This window comes from Rhodanobacter sp. UC4451_H18 (assembly GCF_052978225.1).
In genome coordinates, this window is sequence record NZ_CM129663.1 from 1,809,025 (window position 1) to 1,831,314 (window position 22,290).

General features: G+C 68.4%; 18 protein-coding genes. 3 read left to right on the forward strand and 15 right to left on the reverse strand.

Annotation, left to right across the window (positions count from 1 at the left end):
- Positions 1 to 7: 7 nt before the first annotated feature.
- From ACVCMG_RS08315 to ACVCMG_RS08360, 10 genes are all read right to left on the reverse strand, one after another.
- Positions 8 to 487 carry a YbaN family protein gene (locus ACVCMG_RS08315; protein ID WP_447115371.1) on the reverse strand — a complete coding sequence of 160 codons (480 nt, stop codon included), beginning with the start codon at positions 485 to 487 and terminating at the stop codon, positions 8 to 10.
- The gene (locus ACVCMG_RS08320; RefSeq protein ID WP_447115372.1) at positions 484 to 2,250 is read right to left on the reverse strand and encodes a sensor domain-containing diguanylate cyclase; all 1,767 of its coding nucleotides are present in this window, start codon (positions 2,248 to 2,250) and stop codon (positions 484 to 486) included. The genes ACVCMG_RS08315 and ACVCMG_RS08320 overlap by 4 nt, the downstream gene beginning before the upstream one ends.
- 164 nt (positions 2,251 to 2,414) lie before the next feature.
- Positions 2,415 to 4,604, reverse strand: coding sequence for a M3 family metallopeptidase (locus tag ACVCMG_RS08325; protein WP_447097393.1), 2,190 nt, complete (start codon positions 4,602 to 4,604; stop codon positions 2,415 to 2,417).
- A gap of 93 nt (positions 4,605 to 4,697) precedes the next feature.
- Positions 4,698 to 6,329 carry a carboxylesterase/lipase family protein gene (locus tag ACVCMG_RS08330; protein WP_447115373.1) on the reverse strand — a complete coding sequence of 544 codons (1,632 nt, stop codon included), beginning with the start codon at positions 6,327 to 6,329 and terminating at the stop codon, positions 4,698 to 4,700.
- A gap of 72 nt (positions 6,330 to 6,401) precedes the next feature.
- Positions 6,402 to 6,602, reverse strand: coding sequence for a hypothetical protein (locus tag ACVCMG_RS08335; RefSeq protein WP_395116088.1), 201 nt, complete (start codon positions 6,600 to 6,602; stop codon positions 6,402 to 6,404).
- A gap of 366 nt (positions 6,603 to 6,968) precedes the next feature.
- Positions 6,969 to 7,736, reverse strand: a complete 768-nt coding sequence (locus ACVCMG_RS08340; RefSeq protein WP_447115374.1) for a TerC family protein — start codon at positions 7,734 to 7,736, stop codon at positions 6,969 to 6,971.
- A 328-nt stretch (positions 7,737 to 8,064) separates the two neighbouring features.
- The gene (locus ACVCMG_RS08345) at positions 8,065 to 8,991 is read right to left on the reverse strand and encodes a M14 family metallopeptidase (RefSeq protein ID WP_395116084.1); all 927 of its coding nucleotides are present in this window, start codon (positions 8,989 to 8,991) and stop codon (positions 8,065 to 8,067) included.
- 67 nt (positions 8,992 to 9,058) lie between these two features.
- Positions 9,059 to 9,685, reverse strand: a complete 627-nt coding sequence (locus ACVCMG_RS08350; RefSeq protein WP_395116082.1) for an OmpH family outer membrane protein — start codon at positions 9,683 to 9,685, stop codon at positions 9,059 to 9,061.
- A gap of 95 nt (positions 9,686 to 9,780) precedes the next feature.
- Entirely contained in the window at positions 9,781 to 11,916 is a 2,136-nt protein-coding gene (locus ACVCMG_RS08355; protein ID WP_447115375.1) for a beta-galactosidase, read from the reverse strand.
- A gap of 33 nt (positions 11,917 to 11,949) precedes the next feature.
- Positions 11,950 to 13,287, reverse strand: a complete 1,338-nt coding sequence (locus tag ACVCMG_RS08360; RefSeq protein ID WP_395116078.1) for an APC family permease — start codon at positions 13,285 to 13,287, stop codon at positions 11,950 to 11,952.
- A gap of 93 nt (positions 13,288 to 13,380) precedes the next feature.
- Between ACVCMG_RS08360 and ACVCMG_RS08365 the strand changes: the two genes are divergently transcribed.
- The 3 genes from ACVCMG_RS08365 to dinB all read left to right on the forward strand — a co-directional run bounded on the left by ACVCMG_RS08365 (position 13,381) and on the right by dinB (position 16,805).
- Entirely contained in the window at positions 13,381 to 14,295 is a 915-nt protein-coding gene (locus tag ACVCMG_RS08365; protein ID WP_447105462.1) for an ATP-grasp domain-containing protein, read from the forward strand.
- Between the two features lie 25 nt (positions 14,296 to 14,320).
- Positions 14,321 to 15,637, forward strand: coding sequence for a hypothetical protein (locus ACVCMG_RS08370; protein ID WP_447105461.1), 1,317 nt, complete (start codon positions 14,321 to 14,323; stop codon positions 15,635 to 15,637).
- A gap of 61 nt (positions 15,638 to 15,698) precedes the next feature.
- The gene (gene dinB, locus ACVCMG_RS08375; protein WP_447105460.1) at positions 15,699 to 16,805 is read left to right on the forward strand and encodes a DNA polymerase IV; all 1,107 of its coding nucleotides are present in this window, start codon (positions 15,699 to 15,701) and stop codon (positions 16,803 to 16,805) included.
- A gap of 20 nt (positions 16,806 to 16,825) precedes the next feature.
- Here dinB and ACVCMG_RS08380 read toward each other — a convergent pair whose 3' ends face one another.
- From ACVCMG_RS08380 to ACVCMG_RS08400, 5 genes are all read right to left on the reverse strand, one after another.
- Positions 16,826 to 18,109 carry a sensor histidine kinase gene (locus ACVCMG_RS08380; protein WP_395116069.1) on the reverse strand — a complete coding sequence of 428 codons (1,284 nt, stop codon included), beginning with the start codon at positions 18,107 to 18,109 and terminating at the stop codon, positions 16,826 to 16,828.
- Positions 18,093 to 18,779 carry a response regulator transcription factor gene (locus ACVCMG_RS08385; protein ID WP_395116067.1) on the reverse strand — a complete coding sequence of 229 codons (687 nt, stop codon included), beginning with the start codon at positions 18,777 to 18,779 and terminating at the stop codon, positions 18,093 to 18,095. Before ACVCMG_RS08385 ends, ACVCMG_RS08380 begins: the two co-directional genes overlap by 17 nt.
- Before the next feature lie 679 nt (positions 18,780 to 19,458).
- Positions 19,459 to 21,168 (reverse strand): TonB family protein, encoded by a 1,710-nt coding sequence (locus ACVCMG_RS08390; protein WP_447105459.1) that lies wholly within the window; start codon positions 21,166 to 21,168, stop codon positions 19,459 to 19,461.
- Positions 21,168 to 21,563, reverse strand: a complete 396-nt coding sequence (locus ACVCMG_RS08395; protein WP_395116063.1) for a BlaI/MecI/CopY family transcriptional regulator — start codon at positions 21,561 to 21,563, stop codon at positions 21,168 to 21,170. Before ACVCMG_RS08395 ends, ACVCMG_RS08390 begins: the two co-directional genes overlap by 1 nt.
- Before the next feature lie 115 nt (positions 21,564 to 21,678).
- Positions 21,679 to 22,167, reverse strand: a complete 489-nt coding sequence (locus ACVCMG_RS08400) for a hypothetical protein (protein WP_447105457.1) — start codon at positions 22,165 to 22,167, stop codon at positions 21,679 to 21,681.
- Positions 22,168 to 22,290: the final 123 nt, after the last annotated feature.

The following is a 22,290-nucleotide window of genomic DNA, read 5'->3' on the forward strand; positions in this document are numbered from 1 at the left end:
CAACCTCTCACTCGCGAGTCTGCTGCAGGCTCGCGCCGCCCTCGTCCGGCGTCACCGGCAGGCGCAGGATCAGCAGCCACAGCAGCACCACCAGCGCGGCCAGCAGCCACGGCAACCAGGCGTGCCCGCGGAACCACCAGATCGTGCCGGCCATCGACAGCGTGACCAGGCCCAGCGCCATCCAGCGCGCGCGCCGCGAAATGCTGCGATCGCGCTCCCACCGCGCGATCGCCGGACCCAACCGGGGCAGCGAGAGCAGCCAGCGATGCCAGCGCGGCGACGCACGCGACCAGCACGCGGCCGTCAGCAGCAGGAACGGCACGGTCGGCATCACCGGCAGCATCAGGCCGATCAGCCCCAGCAACAACGCCACTCCGCCGGCGATGAGCAGCAGCCAGCGCACCAGACCGGTGTGGCGGGGATGCGCGGGGTGCGGGTCGTGTCCACCGCCCTGTTCCGCCGGCTGCCCGCGATCGGACGACTTCACGTTGCGCGCTTCGGCCGGCCTTCGCGGGCCTTGTACAGACGCCGGTCGGCTTCGCCCAGCGCGGCTTCCAGCGAGGCGCCCGGCACCACCGTGGTCGCGCCCATGGTGAAGCCGATCGGCGCAGCGGCGCGATCGGCATCGAGCCGGTCGACCACGCCTTGCGTCAACTCCTCGCCGGCACCGCGCAGCAACACCAGGAACTCGTCGCCGCCGAGGCGGATCACTGCATCCTGCGGCCGCACATGGTTGCGCAGGAACGTCGCCATGGCCACCAGCACCTCATCGCCGCGCGCGTGGCCATGGGTGTCGTTGACCTGCTTGAAATGGTCCAGGTCGAACACGATGCAGCCCCAGCCCGCGGCCGGGCCGGCCGTCAGCTCGGCCAGGTAGCGGCGATTGAAGCAACCGGTCAGTGCGTCGTGGATCGACCACTCGCGCAACTGGCTCTCCTGGCGGAAGCGCTCGGTGACGTCCAGCGCATGGCCCAGCACGTAGGGATCGTCGCCTTCGACGTCGTCGTCCAGCACGTTGTGGTACTGCCAAACGTGTTCGCTGCCGTCCTTGGCGATCACCTGCAGCATGCCCGTGTCGCTGTCCTTGCGCATGATGCGCAACAGATATTCGGCGAACCGCGGGCGCTGTTCGGCGCACATGAAATCGGTCAGCGGGCGGCCGATCATCTCGCCCACCGAATAGCCCAGCGACTTGGCCGCCGCCGGGTTCACCGACAGCAGCACGCCCTCGTGGTCGTGCGTGCAGATCAGGCCGGGGCTGTACTGGAACAGCTTGCGGTAGCGGCGGTCGCTGGCCTCCAACGCCGCGATCGCGCGCCGCTGCAGGGTGATGTCCTGGAAAGCGCCGGCCAGCCGCAGCGGGGTGCCATCCTCGGCGCGTTCCACGATGCCGACCGCGCGCACCCAGATCCTCCGGCCAGTGGCGGTGGTCAGTGGCAGTTGCAGATCCCATCCCTCGCCGGTGTCGATGCTCTTGCGCACGGCCGCGTCGATCACCGGCCGCGCCCCCGCATCGTAGAAGCTCACCGCTTCTTCCAGGCTCGGGTGGAAACCCGGCGGCACGTCGTGCAGGCGGCAGGTCTGGTCCGACCAGGTGATCGCCTTGGTGGCCAGGTCCAGCTCCCAGCCGCCGGCGCCGAGCAGGCATCCGGTGCGTTCGAGCAGCGCTGCGTGGGTGCGCCGCTTCGGTTCCGTCTCGCGGGCCGACTCCGGCGGCTGCCGCAGCGACGGTGCCGCGCCGACCGGTGCGGGCTTGTTCCGGTGCGCGACCGGACGCGTTTCCAGCACCTGTGCCACCGCGCGGGCCAGTTGCCGCAGCGTCTCGTGTTGCCGCTCGTCGAGCGTACCCGGCACGCGATCGAGCACGCACAATGCGCCCGCCTTCGCGCTCTCGCCCGGTCTGATCGGCACGGCGACGAAGCAACGGATGCCCGCCGCGCCGGCAACCAGAGGATCGTCGGCGCAGCGCGGATCGAGCCGTGCGTCGGGAATCGCCAGCACGCCGGAACTCGCCTTGGCCAGCACCCGCAGCACGCTCGGCTCGTCGATATCCGCCGCCGGCCCATGCACGGCGAGCCCGCGGCCGTCGGCATCGACCAGGACGATCAGCGCCAGCGCCCGCCCGCTCGCCGCCGCAGCGCTGCGCACGAGCGCATCGAACAGCGGCTCGGCGCGAGTATCCAGCGCACCCATGGCGCGCAGCGTCGCCAGGCGCAGCGTTTCGTCAGCGTGGTGGGAGGCAGCGGACATACGGGGCGGCAATCGGCTCGCGGGTCGGCACATCGTGTGGCCACCGTAGCAGTCCGCATCTGAATCGGCCACGCACGCGACCGCAGTTTCGGCCGCTGCCGCCACGAAAAAGCCGCCCGGATCGCTCCGGGCGGCTTCGTCATGCCGCCCTCAGGCGACGCCGGTCACTCGGCGCTGCCGTCCAGTCCGCGACGCTCCAGCAGCGGTTCGATCCGCGGCTCGTGGCCGGCGAAATCGCGGAACAGCTGCAGTGCATCCTTGCTGCCGCCCTGCGACAGCAGGGTCGCGCGGAAGCGGTCGCCGTTGGCCCGGGTCAGGCCGCCGTGGCTCTTGATCCACTCGACCGTGTTCGCATCCAGCACCTCGGACCAGATGTAGGCGTAGTAGCCGGCCGCGTAGCCGCCCATGATGTGGCTGAAGTACGGCGTGCGGTAGCGCGGCGGCACCGGCGCGTAATCGGTGCCGTTGGCCTTCAGCGCGGCCGCCTCGAACGCCATCACGCCGCCGGCGTCGGGGATCTTGTCCGCGCCGAGCTGGTGCCAGCTCTGGTCGAGCATCGCCGCGCCCAGATACTCGGTGGTGGCAAAGCCCTGGTTGAACTTCGAGGTGGCCAGCACCTTGTCCAGCAGCGCCTTGGGCATCGGCGCGCCGGTCTGGTAGTGCCTGGCGTAGTTGGCCAGCACGCTGGGCCAGTCGGCCCACATCTCGTTCACCTGCGAGGGGAACTCGACGAAGTCGCGCGGCACGCTGGTACCACTGAAGCGCGGGTACTTCACGTTGGAGAACATGCCGTGCAATGCGTGGCCGAACTCGTGGAACGCCGTGGTCACCTCGTCCCAGGTCAGCAGGGTCGGGCCGCTGGTCGGCTTGGTGATGTTGAGGTGGTTGGCCACCACCGGCAGGTTGCCGGTGAGCCCGGACTGGTCCACGTAGGAGTTCATCCAGGCACCGCCGCGCTTGGACGGGCGCGCGTACATGTCGGCCAGGAAGATCGCCAGCTGGCTGCCGTCTTCATTGTAGACGTCGTACACCAGCACGTCGGGGTTGTAGACCGGAAGATCGGTGCGCTGCTTGAACTTGAGTCCGTAGAGCTGGCCGGCGGCGTAGAACACGCCGTTCTCCAGCACGTTCTTCATCTCGAAGTAGGGCTTGAGCTGGCTCTCGTCGAAATTGTATTTGTCGGCGCGGACCTTCTCCGTGTAGTAGGCCCAATCCCACGGCTGCAGCGCGAACGTGGGCTGGCCCTTCGCCGCCTGTTCCTTGTCGATCATCGCCTGCAACGCGACGCCTTCGCGCCTGGCGTTGGCGACTGCCGCCGGCGCCAGCTTGCCGAGCATGGCGTTGACCGCTTCCGGCGTTTTCGCGGTCTGGTCGGCCAGCACGTAGGCAGCCCAGGTCGGGTAGCCGAGCATGCCCGCCTTCTCCGCACGCAGCTTCATCACCTGCGACACGATCGCGGTGTTGTCGTACGCGTTGCCGCGGCTGCCGCGGGTAATCGAGGCCTTGTACAGGCGCTCGCGCAGCGCGCGGTTCTCCAACTGCGCCAGCGGCGGCTGGCCGGTGGTGTTGAGCAGGGCGATCACGTACTTGCCATCGAGCCCCTTCGCCTTGGCGGCGGCGGCCGCGGCGTCGATCTGGGCGTCGGTGAGGCCGGCCAGTTCGGCGCGGCTGTCCACCACCAGCGCCGAGTCGTTGACCTCGGCCAGCACGTTCTGGGTGAACTTGGTGCCGAGCCTGGCCAGCTCGCCGTTGATCTGCTTCAGGTGCGCCTTGTCGGCGTCGGACAGCCTGGCGCCGGCCCGCACGAAATCGGTGTGGTAGCGCTCGATCAGGCGCACGCCCTGCGCATCCAGGCCCAGGCTGGCGCGCGCGTCGTACAGCTTCTGGATGCGCGCGAAGAGCGCCGGGTCCAGCGTGATCGCGTCGCGGTGCGCGGCCAGCTTCGGCGCGTACTCGGCCTGCAGCTTCTTCAGCGCATCGTTGTTCTCGACCCCGGACAGGCTGAAGAACACGGTCGAGGTGCGCTGCAGCACGTCGCCGGATTTCTCCAGCGCGATGATGGTGTTGTCGAAGGTCGGCGCAGCGGGGTTGGCGCTGATCGCCGCCACTTCACGCAGCTGCTCGGCCATGCCGCGGTCGAACGCGGGCGCGTAGTCGCTGTCCTTGATCCTGTCGAACGCGGGGTAGTGCAGCGGCAGCGTGCTTTCGGCGAAGAACGGATTGGCGCGGACGTCGGCAGCCGCCGCGTGGGAGGCGTGTGCGCCTGCGTGCTGCTTGTCCGCCGCGGTGTCGGCATAGGCCGCCATGGAGCTGGTCAGCGCGATCGTCATCGCCAGGGAAAGGGTGGGCTTCATCAAGGTTCGCTCGACGTGGGGGAACCCCGATCCTACCCAAAGCCTGCGCCACGCACCCATGACTAAAGCCATGGGTGAACACCGCGAGATCCGCTACAACGGGTCCGCATGCGTGGCGAAGAAAGCCTGCAGGAACGCTTGCCGCGCCGCCCCGTGGTCGACCTCGGTACGGCAATGCGCCGCAATCACCTGGCGCAGCAGTCCGCCAGCGGATTCGTGCACCGCGGGCCAGGGCGGCAGGTCCGCGCCGTTGGGATCGCCGGTCTTGATGAACTGTGCAAAGTAGCCTTCCATCGTGGCGGACGCAGCGCGGTCGGCAGCCGTCCACGCGTAGACCGGATTGCCCGCCAGGTTGCCCAGCGCGTACTCGATCTCGCCGCTGTGCACGGCGCCGGGATCGGGCGTTTCACCCGGCGCCGGCGCCAGCTTGGCCGGGCGCGGCTGGTCGAAATAATAGAAATACACCGGCGCGCCGCCGTGGCGGCGCTGCAGGTCCATCCAGCGCCAGGTGGTGTGCGCGATGAACATGTCGCCGGCCAGCGCGGTGGCGGAGGATTTCACCTGCGTCGCGTCGTCGCCGGGGTACAGCGCCAGTGCGTGCGCCGCCTGCGTGCCGAACAGCCGCTTCAGCGCTGCGCGGTAATTGGCCGGCGTCGGCGGCTGATCTTTCAGGATCGCGGTGTAATGGTCCTCCTGCGAATTGCTCCCCAGCAGCAGCGGCACCGGCGCCTGCCCGCCGCGGGCCATGGTGGCCGCGGGCGGCTCGCGCAGGAACCAGCCGTCGAGATTCGCGTCGGCGTCGCCGTGCTGCTCGCGCGTGGCCTGCAGCAGGCGATCGGCCGGCAACGCACGCAGCGCGGTCAGCGAGTCGGCGCCGAGACGCTGCGCGAAAGCCTCGCCGCGGCGCTCCATCGTCGCCAGCGGCACCGGCGCGATCGGCGCGATCAGGGCGCCGCTTTCGCCGATCGCGCGGGCAAACAGCCCGCGCGACAGCGGCGAGGTCATCAGCGCGCTCACCGCGATCGAACCGGCCGACTCGCCGGCGATCGTCACCTGCGCCGGGTCGCCGCCGAAAGCGGCGATGTTGTCGCGCACCCAGCGCAGCGCGGCGACCTGGTCGAGCAAGCCGTAGTTGCCCGCCGCGTGCTGCGGCGATTCGGCAGCGAGGGCCGGCGTGGCGAAGAAGCCGAATACGCCCAGGCGATAGTTCACCGTCACCGTGACGATGCCGCGGCTGGCCAGGCTGGCGCCGTCGTAGCGCGGCTCCGAGCCGTCGCCGGCAACGAACCCGCCGCCGAAGAAATACACCAGCACCGGCAGCCTGGCGGTTGCGCCTGCAGGCTTCCACACGTTGAGGTAGAGACAGTCCTCGCCCATCCCGGCGGAGCGGAACCGCATGTCGCCGAACAGCGGCAGCTGCATGCAGCGCGGGCCGAAGCGCGTCGCCTGGCGCACGCCGCTCCAGGCCGGAGCGGGTTGCGGCGGTTTCCAGCGCAGCGGACCGGTCGGCGGCGCCGCGTACGGAATACCCTGGAACTCTTCCAGCGCCATGCCGTTCGCCGTCGCAAGCTTGCCTTCGATCCTGCCATCGGCCAGTGACACGCGAGGCGGAGGCAGCGGGGCAGCGGCGTGAGCCGCGAAGGCGGCGAGGCCGATCACCCCGGCGAGGATGCTGGCGAGCAGGCGCGCCTTCCGCGGCGCGGGTGATGCAGTCGGATCGAACATCGTGGCGGCCCGTGAATACCTGCCTTGCAGCCTAGGCGCCGGCCTGGTCGATGTCATCCCTGGCGCAGCGCCTCAGACCTCGTCCGCGCCGCACACATCCATCGCAACCGGCTTGGCGCAATCGGCCTGCACGGCGACCGCGGGTGCGGCACGGCGCGCGCTGGCCTGCTGCGACGACGACGGGCTGGCGGCCAGCATTGCCCCCATCACCAGCACGCAGACGCTGGAGCAGGCAACGAACAGCATGGTCAGAAAGATGGATTCGAATTTCATGACGCGTTCTCCGATTGAACAGAAAGTCCCTGTGCTGTCCATGGAGCAATCGCCGTGCCAACCCGAAAATTTGTTCCAAGCTTTTGATTTATTTTATGTTTTATGTCGATTGCCGCTGCGGGCGGCTGTCCGCGGACAGCGTCGCCCGTGCGGCCGGACAACGGTTCAGCCCGCTGCGTCCGCGAGGTTGCACACGGGCGCACCGGCCAGTCACACTCCATTAACATACCGCTTAGTACATTATCCCCATGTCGTGAGACACGCTTCCCACCGTGCGGCGAGGCTCCCCCTCCTCCTCCGCACCCGACACAGATGGACCCCCAACCCGCAGACTCCCCTCTGCGGGTTTTTTTTGTGCCTGTGCCGCTACTCGCCCGATGCGTACTTTTCGTGCAGCGCCACCGGCGCCACCGGGCGCTGCGTGCGCCGGCGGATCGCCAGGTTGATCAGCTCCACGAACACCGAGAACGCCATCGCCGCGTACACGTAGCCCTTCGGGATGTGCTGGCCGAAGCCGTCCGCCATCAGCACCAGGCCGATCATGATCAGGAAGCTCAACGCCAGCACCTTGACCGTGGGGTGGCGCTCGACGAACTCGCCCAGCGGCCTGGCGAACATCAGCATGAACACGATCGAGGCCAGGATCGCGGTGACCATCACCCAGCGCTGATCGACCATGCCCACGGCGGTGATGATCGAGTCCAGCGAGAACACGATGTCCAGCAGCATGATCTGCACGATCACGCCGCCGAAGGTGGCCGTCGCCGCGGCCGCGCCGCCGATGCTGACGTGCTCGGTGGCGCCCTCCAGCTTCTGGTGGATCTCGTGGGTCGCCTTGCCGATCAGGAACAGGCCGCCGCCGATCAGGATCAGGTCGCGCCACGAGAAAGCGTGGCCGAACAGCTCGAACAGCGGCGCGGTGAGTCCGACGATCCAGGCAATCGCCAGCAACAGGCCCAGCCGCGACACGGCCGCCAGCATGATGCCCAGGCGCCGCGCCTTGTCGCGTCGTTCCGGCGGCAGCTTGCCGGCCAGGATCGAGATGAAAATGATGTTGTCGATGCCCAGCACCAGCTCGAGCGCGGTCAGCGTGGCGAGGGCGATCCAGATTTCGGGGTTGGCCAGTTGTTCCATGGGTGGTCTCTATCGAAGGGGCGCCGGCCGGAAAGCATCCTGGCCCGCGGAAACGGCGAAGGCGCGCAAGCGCGCTTCACGATGGGTTCTGGACGCCAAAGGGCGGGTTGATGCTCCGGTGAGGCTCTGGGGCCACGGCGGAAAGGCATCTTTGCAGGACGCACCTTCGCCGTGGGACGGCGAAGGTCTTGCTCGCAAATGGCTGTGTCATTTGCTGCTGCACCGGGGCGCAAGGCCCGTCATGACGGCGACAGCGATCGGGAGCTACTCCCCTTCAGCGGTCGATGCTAGCACAGCCTCGGCGCGTGACCACGCCGGGCGGTCGGCGTCAGCCGGCCGGATGCGCCAGCGCAAAGTCGATCGCTGCCACCACCGCCGCCACCTGGGCGTCGTTGCATTGCGCGGGCGTGGCGCGCGGGCTGTCGGGGTAGACCTCGGTGGTGGTCTTGAACGGCGCGGCGGTGATGCCGGCGCACAGGCCGAGCCGGCCGTAGTCGTATTCGATCACGCCATGCGCCACCACCGGCGAGCCGATGATGGTGCCGTCGGGGTCGGCCGGCGCGATATGGGTGACCTTGGCCACCGCGGCAATGATCGCCTGCTGGAACGCGGGCTGCGGCTGCGCGCTGTCGGCGCACAGGTAGAAGCCATCGGGAATCGTGCCGGGTTCGAACGGCTTGCCGTCGCGGGCCGCCAGGGCCGGGCGGAACTCGGCCTCGTCGCTGTCGGTGGTTTCGTGCAGATCGATGTGCATCAGCACGCGCTCGCGCAGCGGCGCCACCAGCGCCATCAGCGCGGCCGATTCCTGTGCCGGGCTGTGCGCATGGAACGAGCGGTTGGGATCGAGCGCAGCAGCATTCCAGCGCTGGATGCGTTCGTAGCCCCACGGGCTCACGCACGGCACCACCAGCAGGTTGGCCCGGCCGGCGAGGTCTGCCGCATGCTGCTCGGCGAATTGCAGCGCACCGTGCACGCCACTGGTTTCGTAGCCGTGGACGCCGCCGGTGACCAGCATTACCGGCAGTTCGTCGCGCCAGGATGCACTGCGCAGGGCGTACAGCGGATGGCGTGCGTCGGGATAGGCCAGCTCACCGTACGGTGCCACCGCCCAGTGCGCGCGCAGCGCGTCGATCCGGCGCAACACGTCATCCGCGTAGCTGCGCTGCACGCGCTGGCGCGAGCGCCATGCCTCGCGTTCGGCCTCGCCCCAGGGCTGGAGCGCCGTGCCGACAGGATAGAAGCTGGACTGGTTCATCGTGGTTCCGTGCGTGGGCGACGGGAAGCCGGCGGCCGCGCCGCCGGTCCCGATGGCCTGGGGACGCTTACTTCGCGCCGCCGTTCGCGGCACCCTTGGCCGGCAGCGGTTCGAGGTTGAAGCTGATCGTGGTGAGCTTGGCGTCCAGACCCTGCACGACGTCGCTGGTCAGGTCGTTGCTGGTGTTGCCGCCGAGCACCGCGTCGCGGTTGAGCAACAGGCCGCACTGGTGCTTCTTGTAGCTGGCGGCAACCACCGGCTGCGCTTCCTGGCCGATCCGCTGCATCACCTTGGCGCGGGTGAGCTGGATGCGCTCGTTCTGCTCGCCGGCCTGCGACTGGAAGGTCTGCATGCGCTGCTGCAGCGCCGCGCCCTGCTGCTTGCGCTGGTCCTCGGTGAGCGAGGCGGCCTTTTGCTGGAAGGCCTGGATGTCCGCATCCAGCGGCTTGCGCTGGTTCGACAACTGGCTGTTCGCCTGCTCGGCCAACTGGCCCAGCCGCTCGCTGGCGGCCTTGCCGACCTTGGACTGCGCGAACACGGCCTCGCGCGAGAGCATGCACACGCCGGCCACCGCGTTGCCGCCGAGCTCGTCGGCGGCTTGCGCGCTCTGGGCGTGCGCCCCCTGGACGGGAACGACGGACAAACCGGTGGCGAGGGCGAGCGCGGCAGCGAGCGTGAGACGAGGCAGGTTCATGGTGGCGGTTCCGGATGAATTGAGGTCACGAGTTCAGCCGACCACATGCCGGCTGCGTGGTTCCCCAGCATAGCCGATCGCGCGCGCGTCGCGATTCAGCGCCCGTTCGGGGCACCCCGCGGCGGCGCCGCCACGCTCCGGTTGGCTGCACGCACCGCCCGCACGAAGCCGCCGAACGGAATGTCGGTGATGCCGACCAGGCCGATGTGGCTGTTCTCGCCGTCGAGCAGACGACCGGCGAGCGGCTGATCGGCGTACTCGAACCAGTGCGCGCCGACCACCAGCGGGTTCGTCGTGGCGGCGGCTAGATAGCGCGCGTAGGCCGCGCCGCGTGCGGCCTCGTCGGCCACCGGCACCACGCCCGCACCGAACGGACCGCGGTCGTTCGATCCGAAATGGAATTCGCCGAGCAGCACCGGCCGATCCAGCGTCCGCATCAACGCCATGTCGACATGATGCTGCGGCAGGTCGGCATAGGCGTTGAAGCTGACCACGTCGCAATACCGCGCGCAGGCGGCGACGGCCTCGGGCGTGTACACCGCGAAGCGTCCGCCCAGAAACAGGTGATGCGGATCGTGGCGGCGGAGCGCCGCGGCCACGATGCGGAAATAGGCGTCGGCGTAGCGGCGCAGCCAGTGGCTGTAGTCGCGGGCGAGTGCCGGATGCGCCTCGTTCGGCGCCGGCGCCGCATAGCCGGTGGCCTGCAGCGCATCCCATGAACGCAGCTCGATGCCCCAGGCTTCACCCAGCGCCTGCGGCGTGGCGTACTGCTGGCGCAGCATCGCGACGAAAGCCTGCTTGGCCGGGCTGCGCGCGTCGCCGGCGAGCGTGCCCCGCGCCAATCCCCAACGCCCTTGCGGCCCTTCGCCGGCCCACGCCAGTTCGTTGTCGGCGAAGTAGCCGAGCAGCCAGGGATCGTCGGTCACCCCCGCGCTGGCCTTCGCCACCGCCGCCTCAGTGGCGACGGCAAAGCGCGGATCGAACGGATCGGGCATGCGGCCCCAGTAGTCGTAGCCGCTGGCGACGTCGGCATAGTCGCCGGCGATGTTGATCGAACGCGTATACGGCAGGCGATGCGCGGCACCCAGCGCGGCATCGCTCCAGTTGCCGAGGGTGTTGAAGCCCCAGGCCTGCAGCCGATCCAGCGTGCGCTTGCGCCAGGCGGCCAGCCAGTCGCTGCCGTCGATCCGGTGGAGATTGGCTGCGTAGAAATCGAACCAGCGGCCGTGGTTGTACGCGATGCCCTGGCTGGCGCCCTCGCCCGGGCGCCGGCTGTCGCCGCGTCCGTAAAAGGCCGCCCATTCGCCGCGATCGGGCGGCAGGTCGTCGAACATGAACTCGCGACTCTCCACGTAGCTGCGCCCGCCGCCGGCGTTGACCGCATTGACGCCCAGCGAGAAGAACGCGTGGCCGTCGGGCGTCACCAGCCGCCAGCGACCGCCCCGCTTTTGCACGTGGAACCAGCCTGTGCGATCCAGCGCCTGGCCTGGCTGTCCACCGTAGGCATCGGCGGCCGGGGCCGCGCTGCCCGCATCCGCGTGCACCGCCGCGCGCAACGCGGCATCGGAGCCGATCTTCTCCGGCCACTGCGCGCGGGTGGATTGCCCGTAACGATCGACGATGCCGGCGTAGGCCGCGTGCACGGTCGGCTCACCCGGCCGCGTGCTGATGCCGCCGAGCAGCAGTGTCTGTTCCGCTTGCGGCGAGGGGATGCCGAGGCGGATGGCTTGCACGCGGCGCCGGTCCAGCGCGCCACGCACGGTGGTCGCCAGCAACACCTTGTGACCACCATCATCGAACGGCATCGGCGGGCCGACCTGCATGCCCTGCGCGCGCGGCGAGCTGGCGCGCAGCGGCACCACCAGCGTCTGCGCCGGTCCCGGCGGCAAGCCCACGCGCGCCTGCAGGCGCTGGCCGGCGCTGTCGATCTCCACATCGAGCGTGACCGCCCACGGCATCGCGTTCTGCACGCGCAGGTGCAGCTCGCCCTGGTCCGACCAGTCCCACGTCCCGCTGCGCGGCACGAGCACGATCGACGGCTGCGCCGCCGGTGCGAAGGTGTAGCGGCGCTGGGCCACGCTGTCGGCGGCATGCTCGACACCACCTACCCGTCGCACCTGCTCCAGCTGGAGGGTGCCGACGACCTCGCGGCGCGCCGCATCCATGCCCGCGGCATGGCCGGCGCCCAGCAGGGCCAGGCCGAAGCAAGCCATCCACACACGCACGTTCATCGGCGTCCCCGCCGGCAGCAACCCGCCGCCAGCCTACGCCAGCGGATGCCGGCGCACCCAGCGCTGCCAGCCGTAGTACACCGGCACGCCAAGCGCGATGATGACCAGGCTCATGCCGGCATCGCGCGGCGCGTGGATCGCGCTGGCGACGATCACGCCGAACACGGTGACGACGAAGATCAGCGGCAGCAACGGGTAGAACGGCACCCGGTATGGCGCCGGCTCGTCGATGAAATGCTTGCGGTACCAGAACAGCGTGCCGATGCCGAACACGTGGCCTAGCCACTCGCCGACCGTGGTGTAGTTGAGCAGCTGGCCGAAGGTGCCGGACAGCGCCAACACCACCGCCCACGCCCCGAGCACGGCCAGCGCCACCTGCGGTGCACGGGTGCGCGGGTCGACCCGCCCCGCGGCGCGGAAGAACACCCCGTCGGCACCCATCGTCTGCAGCACGCGCGCACCACCGGCCACCGCGATCGCGCAATAACCGAAGGTGGAGCAGGCGATGCCGACCGCGATCACGGTGGCGCCGCGCTCGCCGAACAGGCGGCGCAGCAGGTCCGCCGCCGGCGCGTCGCTGGCGGCGAGGCCGGCATGCCCCAAGCCGGAGAGATAGGCGCAGTTGGCCAGCAGGTAGCAGATCACCACGCCGGTCATGCCCATGCCCAACGCGCGCGGCAGGGTGCGCTGCGGATTGCGCACCTCCCCGGCCAGGTCGTTGAGGTAGTGGAATCCGCCATAGGAAAACAGCACCGGCAGCAGCGCACCGGCGAACGCCCACGGCGAGGCTGGCGTGGCCGGCTGGCCGATCAGCGCCACGCCCAGGTGTTCGTGCGCCAGCACCAGGCCGGTGATCACCAGCAGCGCGATCGCCAGCAGCTTGAGCACCGTGAACACGTTCTGCAGCCAGGCGCCGGCGCGAATGCCGAACAGGTTGATGCCCACGATGAACACGATCGCGCCCACCGCCACCGGCTTCACGTAACCCTGCCCGCCAAGCCCCAGCGCGCTGCACAGGTATTCGGCGAACATCGTCGCCACTGCCGCCACGCTGCCGGGATAGTTGATCAGCGCCATCGTCCAGCCGAACAGGAACGCCGGCATCAGGCCGAACGCCTCGCGCAGGTAGACGTAGATGCCGCCCGCCTGCGGCCGCCGCGCACCCAGTTCGGCGTAGCACAGCACGCCGGCCAGGGTCAGTCCGCCGCCGATCGCCCACAGGATCAGCAGTTCGACGCCCGATGACGTATGCCGCGCCACCGTCGACGGGGTGAGGAAAATGCCCGCACCGATGACGCCGCCGATGACGATCATCGCGGCGTCCCAGGTGTTCAGGCGGCGGGCGTAGGCATTGGCGGGTTCGGTCAGCACGCCGGCTACCTTGCCATTGTCGGGGACGCTTTCACCAGTCCCGTCTGGCACGGGACCGCGCGCAACGCCGGCCAGCGCTGCTAGATTGCGCCGATGCCGTTGCCCGATCACCCCGCCCGACTCGCCCTCGCCACCTGTGCCGCGCGCCCCTGGATCGACCCGGACGACGCGCACCTCGCCGCCACGCTGGCGCAACTCGGCATACCGCCGACGGTGTGCGTGTGGAACGACGCGCAGGTCGACTGGTCGGCATTCGACCTGGTGCTGATCCGCACGATCTGGGACTACCACAAGCACCCCGCGGCGTTCGGGCAATGGCTGGATCGCCTCGACCGGCTCGGCGTCGCCACGTTGAACGACAGCCGCCTGCTGCGCTGGAACAGCGACAAGCGCTACCTGTTCGAACTCGCGCGCCTGGGCGTGGCGACCATCCCGACCCGGCTGGCGCACGGCGGCGAACTGGCGCGCGTGCTGGCGTCGATGCCCGGCGCGTCGGTGGTGGTCAAGCCGACGATCAGCGGCGGCGCGTGGCAGACCCTGCGTGGCGAGGTCGGCGACGATGCGTTCGCCGCGGCCGTGGCGCAGTTGCCGACGGCACTGGATTACCTGGTGCAGCCGTACCTTTCCGAAATCGCCGGCGCCGGCGAGTGGTCGCTGCTGTATTTCGGCGGCGAGTACAGCCACGCCGTCATCAAGCGCCCCGCCGCGGGCGACTACCGCGTGCAGGACGAACACGGCGGCCGCAGCGAACCGGCAGTGCCCGATGCCGCGACGCGCGCCGCGGCCGGGCGCGCCCTGGCCGCGCTCGCTGTCGCGGGCCACGACGTGCCGGCGTATGCGCGGGTGGATGGCGTGGTCAGCGGCGGGCGTTTCGTGCTGATGGAACTGGAGCTGATCGAACCGTCGCTGTTCCTCGCCGGGCAACCGCAGGCGGCCGAGCGCTTCGCGCACCTGCTGGCCAACCATCCTGCGCTTCGGCGTGCCGCGCTATCTTCGCCCAGCCATTGAGGCCAACCACCGGAAACCTTGCTGCATGACCGTCAACGATCCGTCCACCGAGTCCGTGCAGGAAGCCGATGCGCTGCCTCGCCACACCACGCCGACCTGGGAGGTCGAACTGCTGATCTCCGGCGTGGCGGTATTCGCCATGCTGCAGCTGCCGGGCTGGCTGGACGATCGCATGTATGCGCTGGTTCCGCGCTTCAACGAAGCCACGGTGGCGGCGCTCATCACCGTGTTCGTCTACCTGAAATCGGCGGCGCTGATTCTGGCGATCACCTTCACCCTGCACCTGATCCTGCGCGCGCAGTGGATCGCCCTGGTCGGTCTGCACTCGGTGTTCCCCGAAGGCGTGCATTGGGAACGCCTGCGCATGGGCCCGGTGCGACGCGCCCTGGAACAGCAGCGCCTGGCGCCGGCCGGCATCGGCATCGAGCGCGCGGACAATCGCGCCACCGTGGTATTCGCGCTGGGCGTGATGCTGGGCATCCTGCTGCTGGTGATCTGTCTCGTCGCCAGCGTCGTGTTCGGCGTCACCGGAACGCTGCAGCGGGTGTTCGACCTCCGCGTCGACCTGTTCGACTTCGTGCTCCCCGTCTTTGCCGCAGTGATGCTTCCGTTCCTGGTGGCGCACCTGATCGATCGCCGGTTCGGCAGCCGGCTGGCGCCGACAGGCCGGCTGCGGCGCGTTCTGGGGGCGACCTTGCGGTTCTACGCGCGAATCGGCGTCGGCCGCACCCAGTACGTCTGGTTGCTGGTCTCCAGCCGCATCGGCGAAGTCCGCTTCGTGCTGCTCGTCTGGCTGATCGTCGCGCCCACGGCGATCTTCGGGGCGCTGACCCTGCTGCCTTCGGGCTCTCCCTACCGATTGGGCGAGTACGCGGCCTTCCCGTACCTTGCCAACGGCAGCCATGCGATCAATGCCGCCTACTACGACGACCAGCGCGACCTGATCCGCGACCCCGCCGTGCCCTACATCCAGAGCGCCGTCATCGACTCGCCGTATCTCCGGCTGGTCGTGCCCTACCAGCCCGGCCGCGACGCTGCGGCCCTGCGGCGGCAGTGCGCGGCGGCGCTCGACATGACAGAAGCGCAGGCCCGCGCCGAACACACGCTCGACTGCCTGGGCAAGCTGCACGCGGTGACCCTGGACGGCAAGCCCGTGGCCGGCCTGCGCTACGAAACCGGCAGCGACGCGCGGGCACGACGGCCGGCGCTGGTGGCGATGATCGACGTGCGCCCGCTCGCGCCCGGCCGCCACGAACTGCGGGTGGCCAACGCGCCACCCGCGCCCGGCCGCAAGCCGGAACGCGACCCGATCGACGAGTACGTGATCCCGTTCTGGCGCTGAACGCCCGGGCGAGGCTGCGTACAATGCCAAGGCCCCCAGCACGCCAGGCCGCGCTCCTCAGATGTCCGCCCCGCGGAAAATCCTGCACATCGACATGGATGCGTTCTACGCCTCGGTGGAGCAGCGCGATGATCCCGCGTTGCGCGGCAAGCCGGTGGCGGTGGCCTGGCGCGGCGCGCGCTCGGTGGTGTGCGCGGCCAGCTACGAGGCGCGCGTGTTCGGTGTGCGCTCGGCGATGCCGGCGATCAGCGCCGAACGCCTGTGTCCGCAGCTGGTGTTCGTGCCGCCGGACTTCGTGCGCTACAAGGCGGTGTCGCGACAGATCCGCGAGATCTTCGCCCGCCACACCGACCTGATCGAGCCGCTGTCGCTGGACGAGGCCTACCTCGACGTCACCACCACGAAAACCGCGCTGCCCTCGGCCACCGCCACCGCCGAGGCGATCCGCACGGCGATCCGTGCAGAGACCGCACTGACCGCCTCCGCCGGCGTGGCGCCGAACAAGTTCCTGGCCAAGATCGCCTCGGACTGGAACAAGCCCGACGGCCTGTGCGTGATCCGCCCGCGCCAGGTGCTGGACTTCCTCACGCCGCTGCCGGTGGGTCGCCTGCCCGGCGTGGGCAAGGTGATGGAGGGCAAGCTCGCCGCGCTGGGCATCGCCACCGTGGGGGAGTTGCGCGCGCTCGCCGTCGCCACGCTCGAGTTGCGTTTCGGGCGTTGGGGCCGGCGCCTGCACGAGTTGGCCCACGGCATCGACGAGCATCCCGTGCAGCCGGAGCGACCCACGCTGCAGATCTCCGCCGAGGACACCTTCGAGCACGACTTGCCGCTGGACGAGCTGGAGCCGCACATTCGCCGCCTGGCCGACAAGGCGTGGAGCGGCTATCAGCGCGAACGCGAACGGGTCGCCCGCACCGTCGTGCTGAAACTGAAAACGGCCGACTTCCACACCCTGACCCGCAGCCTCACACCGCCGCAGCGGCCACGTTCGGCACGCGAGCTGGGCGAGATCGCCTGCACGTTGCGCGAGCGCGTGGAACGCCCGACGACCACGCGCTATCGGCTGGTCGGCGTGGGGCTCGCCGGTTTCGTCGACCGCGACAGCTACCAGGCACAGACGGACCTGTTCGACACCGCCACGTCCTCACCCGCACGCGGGAGCGGTTAACGGGATCGCGGGGGTTGCGCCTAGGAGAACGCGATGCTGGCGATCGCGCCGTTGGCGTCGGTACGCGGGCGCATCGCGACATCCCAGCCATACAGTTCGCACAGGCGGCGCACGATCGCCAGGCCCAGGCCGGCGCCGCTGCCGCCGGCGCCCTCGCCGCGCACGCCGCGCTGGAACAAGCGCTCGGCTTCCTCCGGCTTGATCCCCGGGCCGGTGTCGATCACCTCGACGCCGCCATCGCCGACCACCACCTGCACGCTGCCCTCCAGCGTGTACTTGATCGCGTTGCCGATCAGGTTGGTCAGCGCCACCGCCAGCACCGAGGCCGGCGCGTTGACGCTGACCGCGCCGCGCACGTCCAGCTCGATCGTCAGCGGCTTGCCGCGCATCTGCGGGCGCTGGCTCTCGATCACGTCGGCGGCGACCTTGCCGACGTCGGTGGTCTCGCCGCGGGTGGGGCCGCGCCGCTCGGCGCGCGACAGCAGCAGCAGCGCCTCGATCAGCTCGGTGGCCTGGCGCGAGGCGCGCTCGATCCGCTTGAGCCGTTCGGCCAGCTTGGGCGTGAGGTCGGGCGAACCCTGCAGCAGCTCGGTGGTGCTGGCGATCACCGCCAGCGGCGTGCGCAGTTCATGGCTGACGTCGGAGTTGAACTCGCGGTCGCGCTCGACCATCGCGGTGAGCCGCGCCGAATACTCGTCCAGCGCATGCGCCAGCTCGCCCACCTCGTCGTCGGCGAAATGCGGCGCCAGCGGCTCGGCCTTGCCGGCCCTGCGGAAATCGCGCAGGCGATTGGCCAGTTCGCTGACCGGCTTGAGCACCTTGCGCGACAGCCACACGCCGATCGCCAGCGAGAGCACGCTGAACAGGAACACCACGAGCACCAGCGCGGTGATGAGTTGACGCTTGCCCAGTTCCTCGCGACTCACGTCGTAGCGCACGAAACCTATGATGCCGTCCTTGCGCCGCACCGCCAGCTTGTAGTGCCGGGGGCGACCCTGTTCGTCCACGTCGTTCATGTCGTAGACACCGGTGGAAAGCCCCTGCCAATCCAGCGGTGCCTTGTAGATGGTGCGGTCACTCCACAACCAGGCGTCGATCAGTTCGGAGCTGGCCTGCTGGTCGGGGTGCGCGATCACCTTGTCGACCGCCTGGTCCACGTCGTGCTGCAGCGCCGACACCACCAGTTGATCCTCCACCTTGGCGCGCACGTACAGCGAGGCCACGGCAAACAACGCGCTGAGGCCGAAGCCGAACAGCGCGAAGGAGACGATCAAGCGGTAACGAAGCTTACGCCTGGACTGCATCCGGCTCGACCATGCGGTAGCCAATGCCGTGCCGCGTGTGGATCAGCGGCTTGCCGAACGGCTTGTCGATCGCCGCGCGCAGGCCGTGGATGTGCACGCGCAGGGAGTCGGAATCGGGCAACTCCTCGCCCCACACGCGCTGCTCCAGGTCCTGCCGGGTGACCACCGACGGGCTCGCTTCCATCAGCGCCTGCAACAGCTTCAGGCCGATCGGGTTCAACTGGATCGACTTGCCCTCGCGATTCACGGTGAGCGTGTCGAGGTTGAAGGTAAGGTCGGCCACCTTCAGCACGCGGCTCTGCGGGCCCTTGCCGCGGCGCGCCAGCACCTCCAGCCGCGCAGCCAGCTCCTGCAGCGCGAACGGCTTGGTCATGTAGTCGTCGGCGCCGGACTCGAAGCCGGTGAGCTTCTGTTCCAGCGCATCGCGCGCGGTGAGCATCAGGATCGGGGTCTGCTTGTGCGCCTCGTGGCGCAGCTTGCGCGCCACCTCCAGGCCATCCATGCCGGGCAGGGTCAGATCCAGCACGATCACGTCGAAATCGTGCACCACCGCCAGGTGCAGCCCGGTCACGCCGTCGCCGGCGAAATCGACCACGTTGCCGCGGTCCTCCAGGTAATCGCCGATGTTGGTGGCGATGTCGCTGTTGTCTTCTATCACCAATACGCGCATGTGCCACTCCTGCACAACCGGCGCCGGGCCGGTGGGATTGCCAGCTTAACAAGCTTGCGTGAACGCGGCGCTGAAAGATGGCGATTTTCAATCTCTCGGCCATGGCGAGGACACGGCCAGAGCATGGCGAGGGCATGGCGAGGGCATGGATGCCCGAGTTGAGGCAATGCATGGCGCAATTGCCCGACGCCCGAGTTGAGGCAATGCATGGAGCAATTGCCCGATGCCCGAGTTGAGGCAATGCCGGAGCAGTGGCCCGATGGCCGCACGCGGATCGGGCACACCCGTGCCTGGTTCGCGTGAGCAAGTCCGGGCTCGTACCGGGCTTGCGACAGAAGAAAGCCACGGGAAGTGGCCTTCTTCCCGGGGTCTCCAAGAAAAAGGCCCAGATGCACGACTCGCCGTCGCCCACCTGGACCCAAACAACTGCCCCGCTACCATCACCTGCCATCCATCACGGGCTCACCCGCCGACAGACAACGCGGAACTTATAGCGAGACTCAGGTTAGATGCCGGTTAACCACCTGGCCGGCAGGCCACGCGTCACTCCGTTACCCGGTTTCAGCGCTCTGCCGATGACGAGAACAGGGGGCGCCGCCGCGCTTCCCTCGTGGCAGACCGGAAGGGCGGGCGAAATCCTTCGGGGCACGCGGGCGCCACATGACGGGGACCGACCAGGCTATCGGGAGACGGCGCCGGGAGCGACTTTGTCGGGCGTGGTTTCATTGTCCGGCCAACGGCAAATATGCGTGCCCGTGGGAATCTGGCACACCGACTTGGCTTGGATATTCTCCGTGGCAGCCGCCTGCCCGTCTTGGCGGCCGGCGCTCGCGCTCTTGAGCGTAAACGAGAGAATCTGTCGATAGCGGGTCGACGCCACCCCCGCCGGCACGGCATATTTCCAGGAGCGCATGGCGTCCAGGGCAGCCTGGTCGAATACCCCAACCGGGACCGAGCTGACCAGGCGCAAATCGCGCACGCCGCCGTCCCTGCCCAAGGCGAACTCCACCACGACCCGGCCCTCGATGCCATCGCTGAGCGCGCGCCGGGGATAGACCGGCTGACGGACCCGCACCGGGGTCGGCGTAACCACGGTGGCCGCTGGGTCGGCGATGGCCTCCATCGGCCTCATCGCCAGCACGTCAAACGCGTCCGACCTGAGATTGACCAGCGAAACCGCTGCCGGCCGGCCCAAATCGACAGGCCTGGCGAACGCCATGGCACCGGGAGCATCAGCGGTGACCTTTGCCTCGACCAGCCGGATCGCCCCTGACGGGATCTGCAGAAGATTGGGCACCTGCCACGTCGAAGGGGGACTCATCAGAGGCAGGGCGGCAGGCATCACCAGTTCGTGCAACTGCCTGATCGCGACATTCATGCCGCCGTTCATTTGAGCCTGGATCCATTGCAAGCGCACGGTCAGCATGGCCATCGCCGCACAGAGCACCAGCGCCACCGTATATCCGCCCTTGCGCAAGCGGCCAACCTGCTGCTGCGGCAACACCATCAGTTGCACGCGATCCAGCAACACGCCCCCATTGGCCGCCAGCACCAGGCTCTTCTGCCGCATACGCAGGTCACCGAGTTCGGCCAGCACCGCAACAAACTCCCGACGACTGCCACCGCCCAGGGCCAGAGCCAACCGGTCGCAACAGATCTCGCGCTCGTTGTTGACGTCCCGCGATATCCACCGCACCACAGGATGATAGAAATGCACAGTTTCCAGCACGACCTGGAACAGGTTGGCCAGCGGATCCCAACGGCGCAAATGGGCCAGTTCGTGAGCCAGGATCAACTCGACCTGGGACGCGGGAAAGCCGCACACGACGGCCATGGGCAGGAGGATCACCGGGCGAATCCAGCCGATCAGCACCGGCGAACTGATGATGCGGCTGCCCAGTACCGTGATGCGCCGATGCAGGGCGAAACGCCCGGCCATGTCGGCAATCCGTTGCTGCCATTGCGGCAACTGCTCGGCCTCGCGCACCAGCATCTTCAACGCACGCCACTGCATGCAGGCGCGGACCGAATGCAGCAGCACTCCGATCGACCAGGCCAGCACCAGCCACGGCAGCAAGACATCGAATCCCGAAACCGCATGCCCGGCGCCGCCAGCGACCGGTTCACCGACGACCAACGACATGGCGGGCGCTTGACCCGCCGCGGACGTCAAGGACACGGTGTCCAGCAATTGCCACATCGTGACCAATGGACACGCGGCCAGCGCGAACAGAATCCCCATCCCGAAGCGATAGCGTGCCGTGCCACGCGGAAGGATCGATCTCACGGAAAAATACACCAGGCCAAGCAAGGTGCCTTGCCACAGGAAATGCACCAGAGTCCATCCAATCACCCGAATCAGCGTGAACCAGATCATGTGCGTGGCCATCACGGCGATTCCCTGTCGAGCTGGTTCAGCAGCTTGCGGATCGCATCCAGTTCCTCGCGGCTGGTTGGCTGGCTGCCCAGGGCCTGCAATACCAGCTGCGAGGACGAGCCGTCGAATACCCGTTGCACCAAATCCATCAAGAGGTATTTCTGTGTGCGCTTCTTGCTGGCCGCTGCACGGTATATGTGGGCGCGCTGCGAGTCGTCCCGCTCCACCAGCCCCTTGGCGTGCATGAGCTGAAGCAGCTTCAGCACCGTCGTGTAACCGGTACGATCGCCCAGGCGCAATACGTCATGAACCTCACGAACCGTGCAGGCATCGCGCGCCCACAAGACGTTCAGGATTTCCATCTCGGCCTTGGTCGGCTTCCGCATGTCCTCGGCAATTTTTTTCATCTGAATGCATGCTCCGCACGGGGTCGTGGTGAGACAGGCAGCCGCTGATCCGCGTGGGAGGCCAGCTGACATCTCCTTCGAAACTGGCCTCGGGCACCGGCCGTTGACGGACGCCTCAGCCGCCGCCGCCTCTCGTTTCCTGAACTCGCCTCATATCGTTCAACATTCGGTTCGTGTCCCGTTGCGATCGCATGATGTCGCCGTAAGTGCGGCAGCTGGTCCGGGGAATGTTTGATCCCACCGGCGCAACGTGCTCGCACACCAAGCGCTTGTTGTCGCGCTTCGTAAGCGTTGCATTCACGAACTCCTGATCGTTGAACAGCCGGACCTTCGCCTTCTCGTCCATCTGGGCGACCGTGCCGTATTTGTCGAATATCCCCTGCATATCGTTGAAGTGCTGATCGATGCTGGCACGCTCACTCGCGCTGACATGCTCATATTGGCCGCCTGGCTGCATCTGTTGATGTATCGCGGCAACCACCGCCACGAAGTCATCCCTGGTTTCCGCCTTCACGATCACCTTTGTCTTGGAGGCTTGCACGATACCAACCTGCATAAGCGCAACAGCAACGATGATGCCGATCATCCAACCGTTCAGCTTCATGTCTTTCTCTCCCCAATCAAGCCGCATCCCATGGTGGGTTGCCCGTCGCGAGATCGCCCTGTCCGGGATCATAGAAAGGCCTATTCGGAACTGTCAACGAAAAGTTTCGTACTAACGTCCTTT

Bases quoted from the DNA above. Each gene is read 5' to 3' on its own strand.
- ACVCMG_RS08320 (WP_447115372.1), bottom strand. From the start codon at position 2,250: ATGTCCGCTGCCTCCCACCACGCTGACGAAACGCTGCGCCTGGCGACG.
- ACVCMG_RS08325 (WP_447097393.1), bottom strand. From the start codon at position 4,604: ATGAAGCCCACCCTTTCCCTGGCGATGACGATCGCGCTGACCAGCTCC.
- ACVCMG_RS08330 (WP_447115373.1), bottom strand. From the start codon at position 6,329: ATGTTCGATCCGACTGCATCACCCGCGCCGCGGAAGGCGCGCCTGCTC.
- ACVCMG_RS08335 (WP_395116088.1), bottom strand. From the start codon at position 6,602: ATGAAATTCGAATCCATCTTTCTGACCATGCTGTTCGTTGCCTGCTCC.
- ACVCMG_RS08340 (WP_447115374.1), bottom strand. From the start codon at position 7,736: ATGGAACAACTGGCCAACCCCGAAATCTGGATCGCCCTCGCCACGCTG.
- ACVCMG_RS08345 (WP_395116084.1), bottom strand. From the start codon at position 8,991: ATGAACCAGTCCAGCTTCTATCCTGTCGGCACGGCGCTCCAGCCCTGG.
- ACVCMG_RS08350 (WP_395116082.1), bottom strand. From the start codon at position 9,685: ATGAACCTGCCTCGTCTCACGCTCGCTGCCGCGCTCGCCCTCGCCACC.
- ACVCMG_RS08355 (WP_447115375.1), bottom strand. From the start codon at position 11,916: ATGAACGTGCGTGTGTGGATGGCTTGCTTCGGCCTGGCCCTGCTGGGC.
- ACVCMG_RS08365 (WP_447105462.1), top strand. From the start codon at position 13,381: ATGCCGTTGCCCGATCACCCCGCCCGACTCGCCCTCGCCACCTGTGCC.
- ACVCMG_RS08370 (WP_447105461.1), top strand. From the start codon at position 14,321: ATGACCGTCAACGATCCGTCCACCGAGTCCGTGCAGGAAGCCGATGCG.
- dinB (WP_447105460.1), top strand. From the start codon at position 15,699: ATGTCCGCCCCGCGGAAAATCCTGCACATCGACATGGATGCGTTCTAC.
- ACVCMG_RS08380 (WP_395116069.1), bottom strand. From the start codon at position 18,109: ATGCAGTCCAGGCGTAAGCTTCGTTACCGCTTGATCGTCTCCTTCGCG.
- ACVCMG_RS08385 (WP_395116067.1), bottom strand. From the start codon at position 18,779: ATGCGCGTATTGGTGATAGAAGACAACAGCGACATCGCCACCAACATC.
- ACVCMG_RS08390 (WP_447105459.1), bottom strand. From the start codon at position 21,168: ATGGCCACGCACATGATCTGGTTCACGCTGATTCGGGTGATTGGATGG.
- ACVCMG_RS08395 (WP_395116063.1), bottom strand. From the start codon at position 21,563: ATGAAAAAAATTGCCGAGGACATGCGGAAGCCGACCAAGGCCGAGATG.
- ACVCMG_RS08400 (WP_447105457.1), bottom strand. From the start codon at position 22,167: ATGAAGCTGAACGGTTGGATGATCGGCATCATCGTTGCTGTTGCGCTT.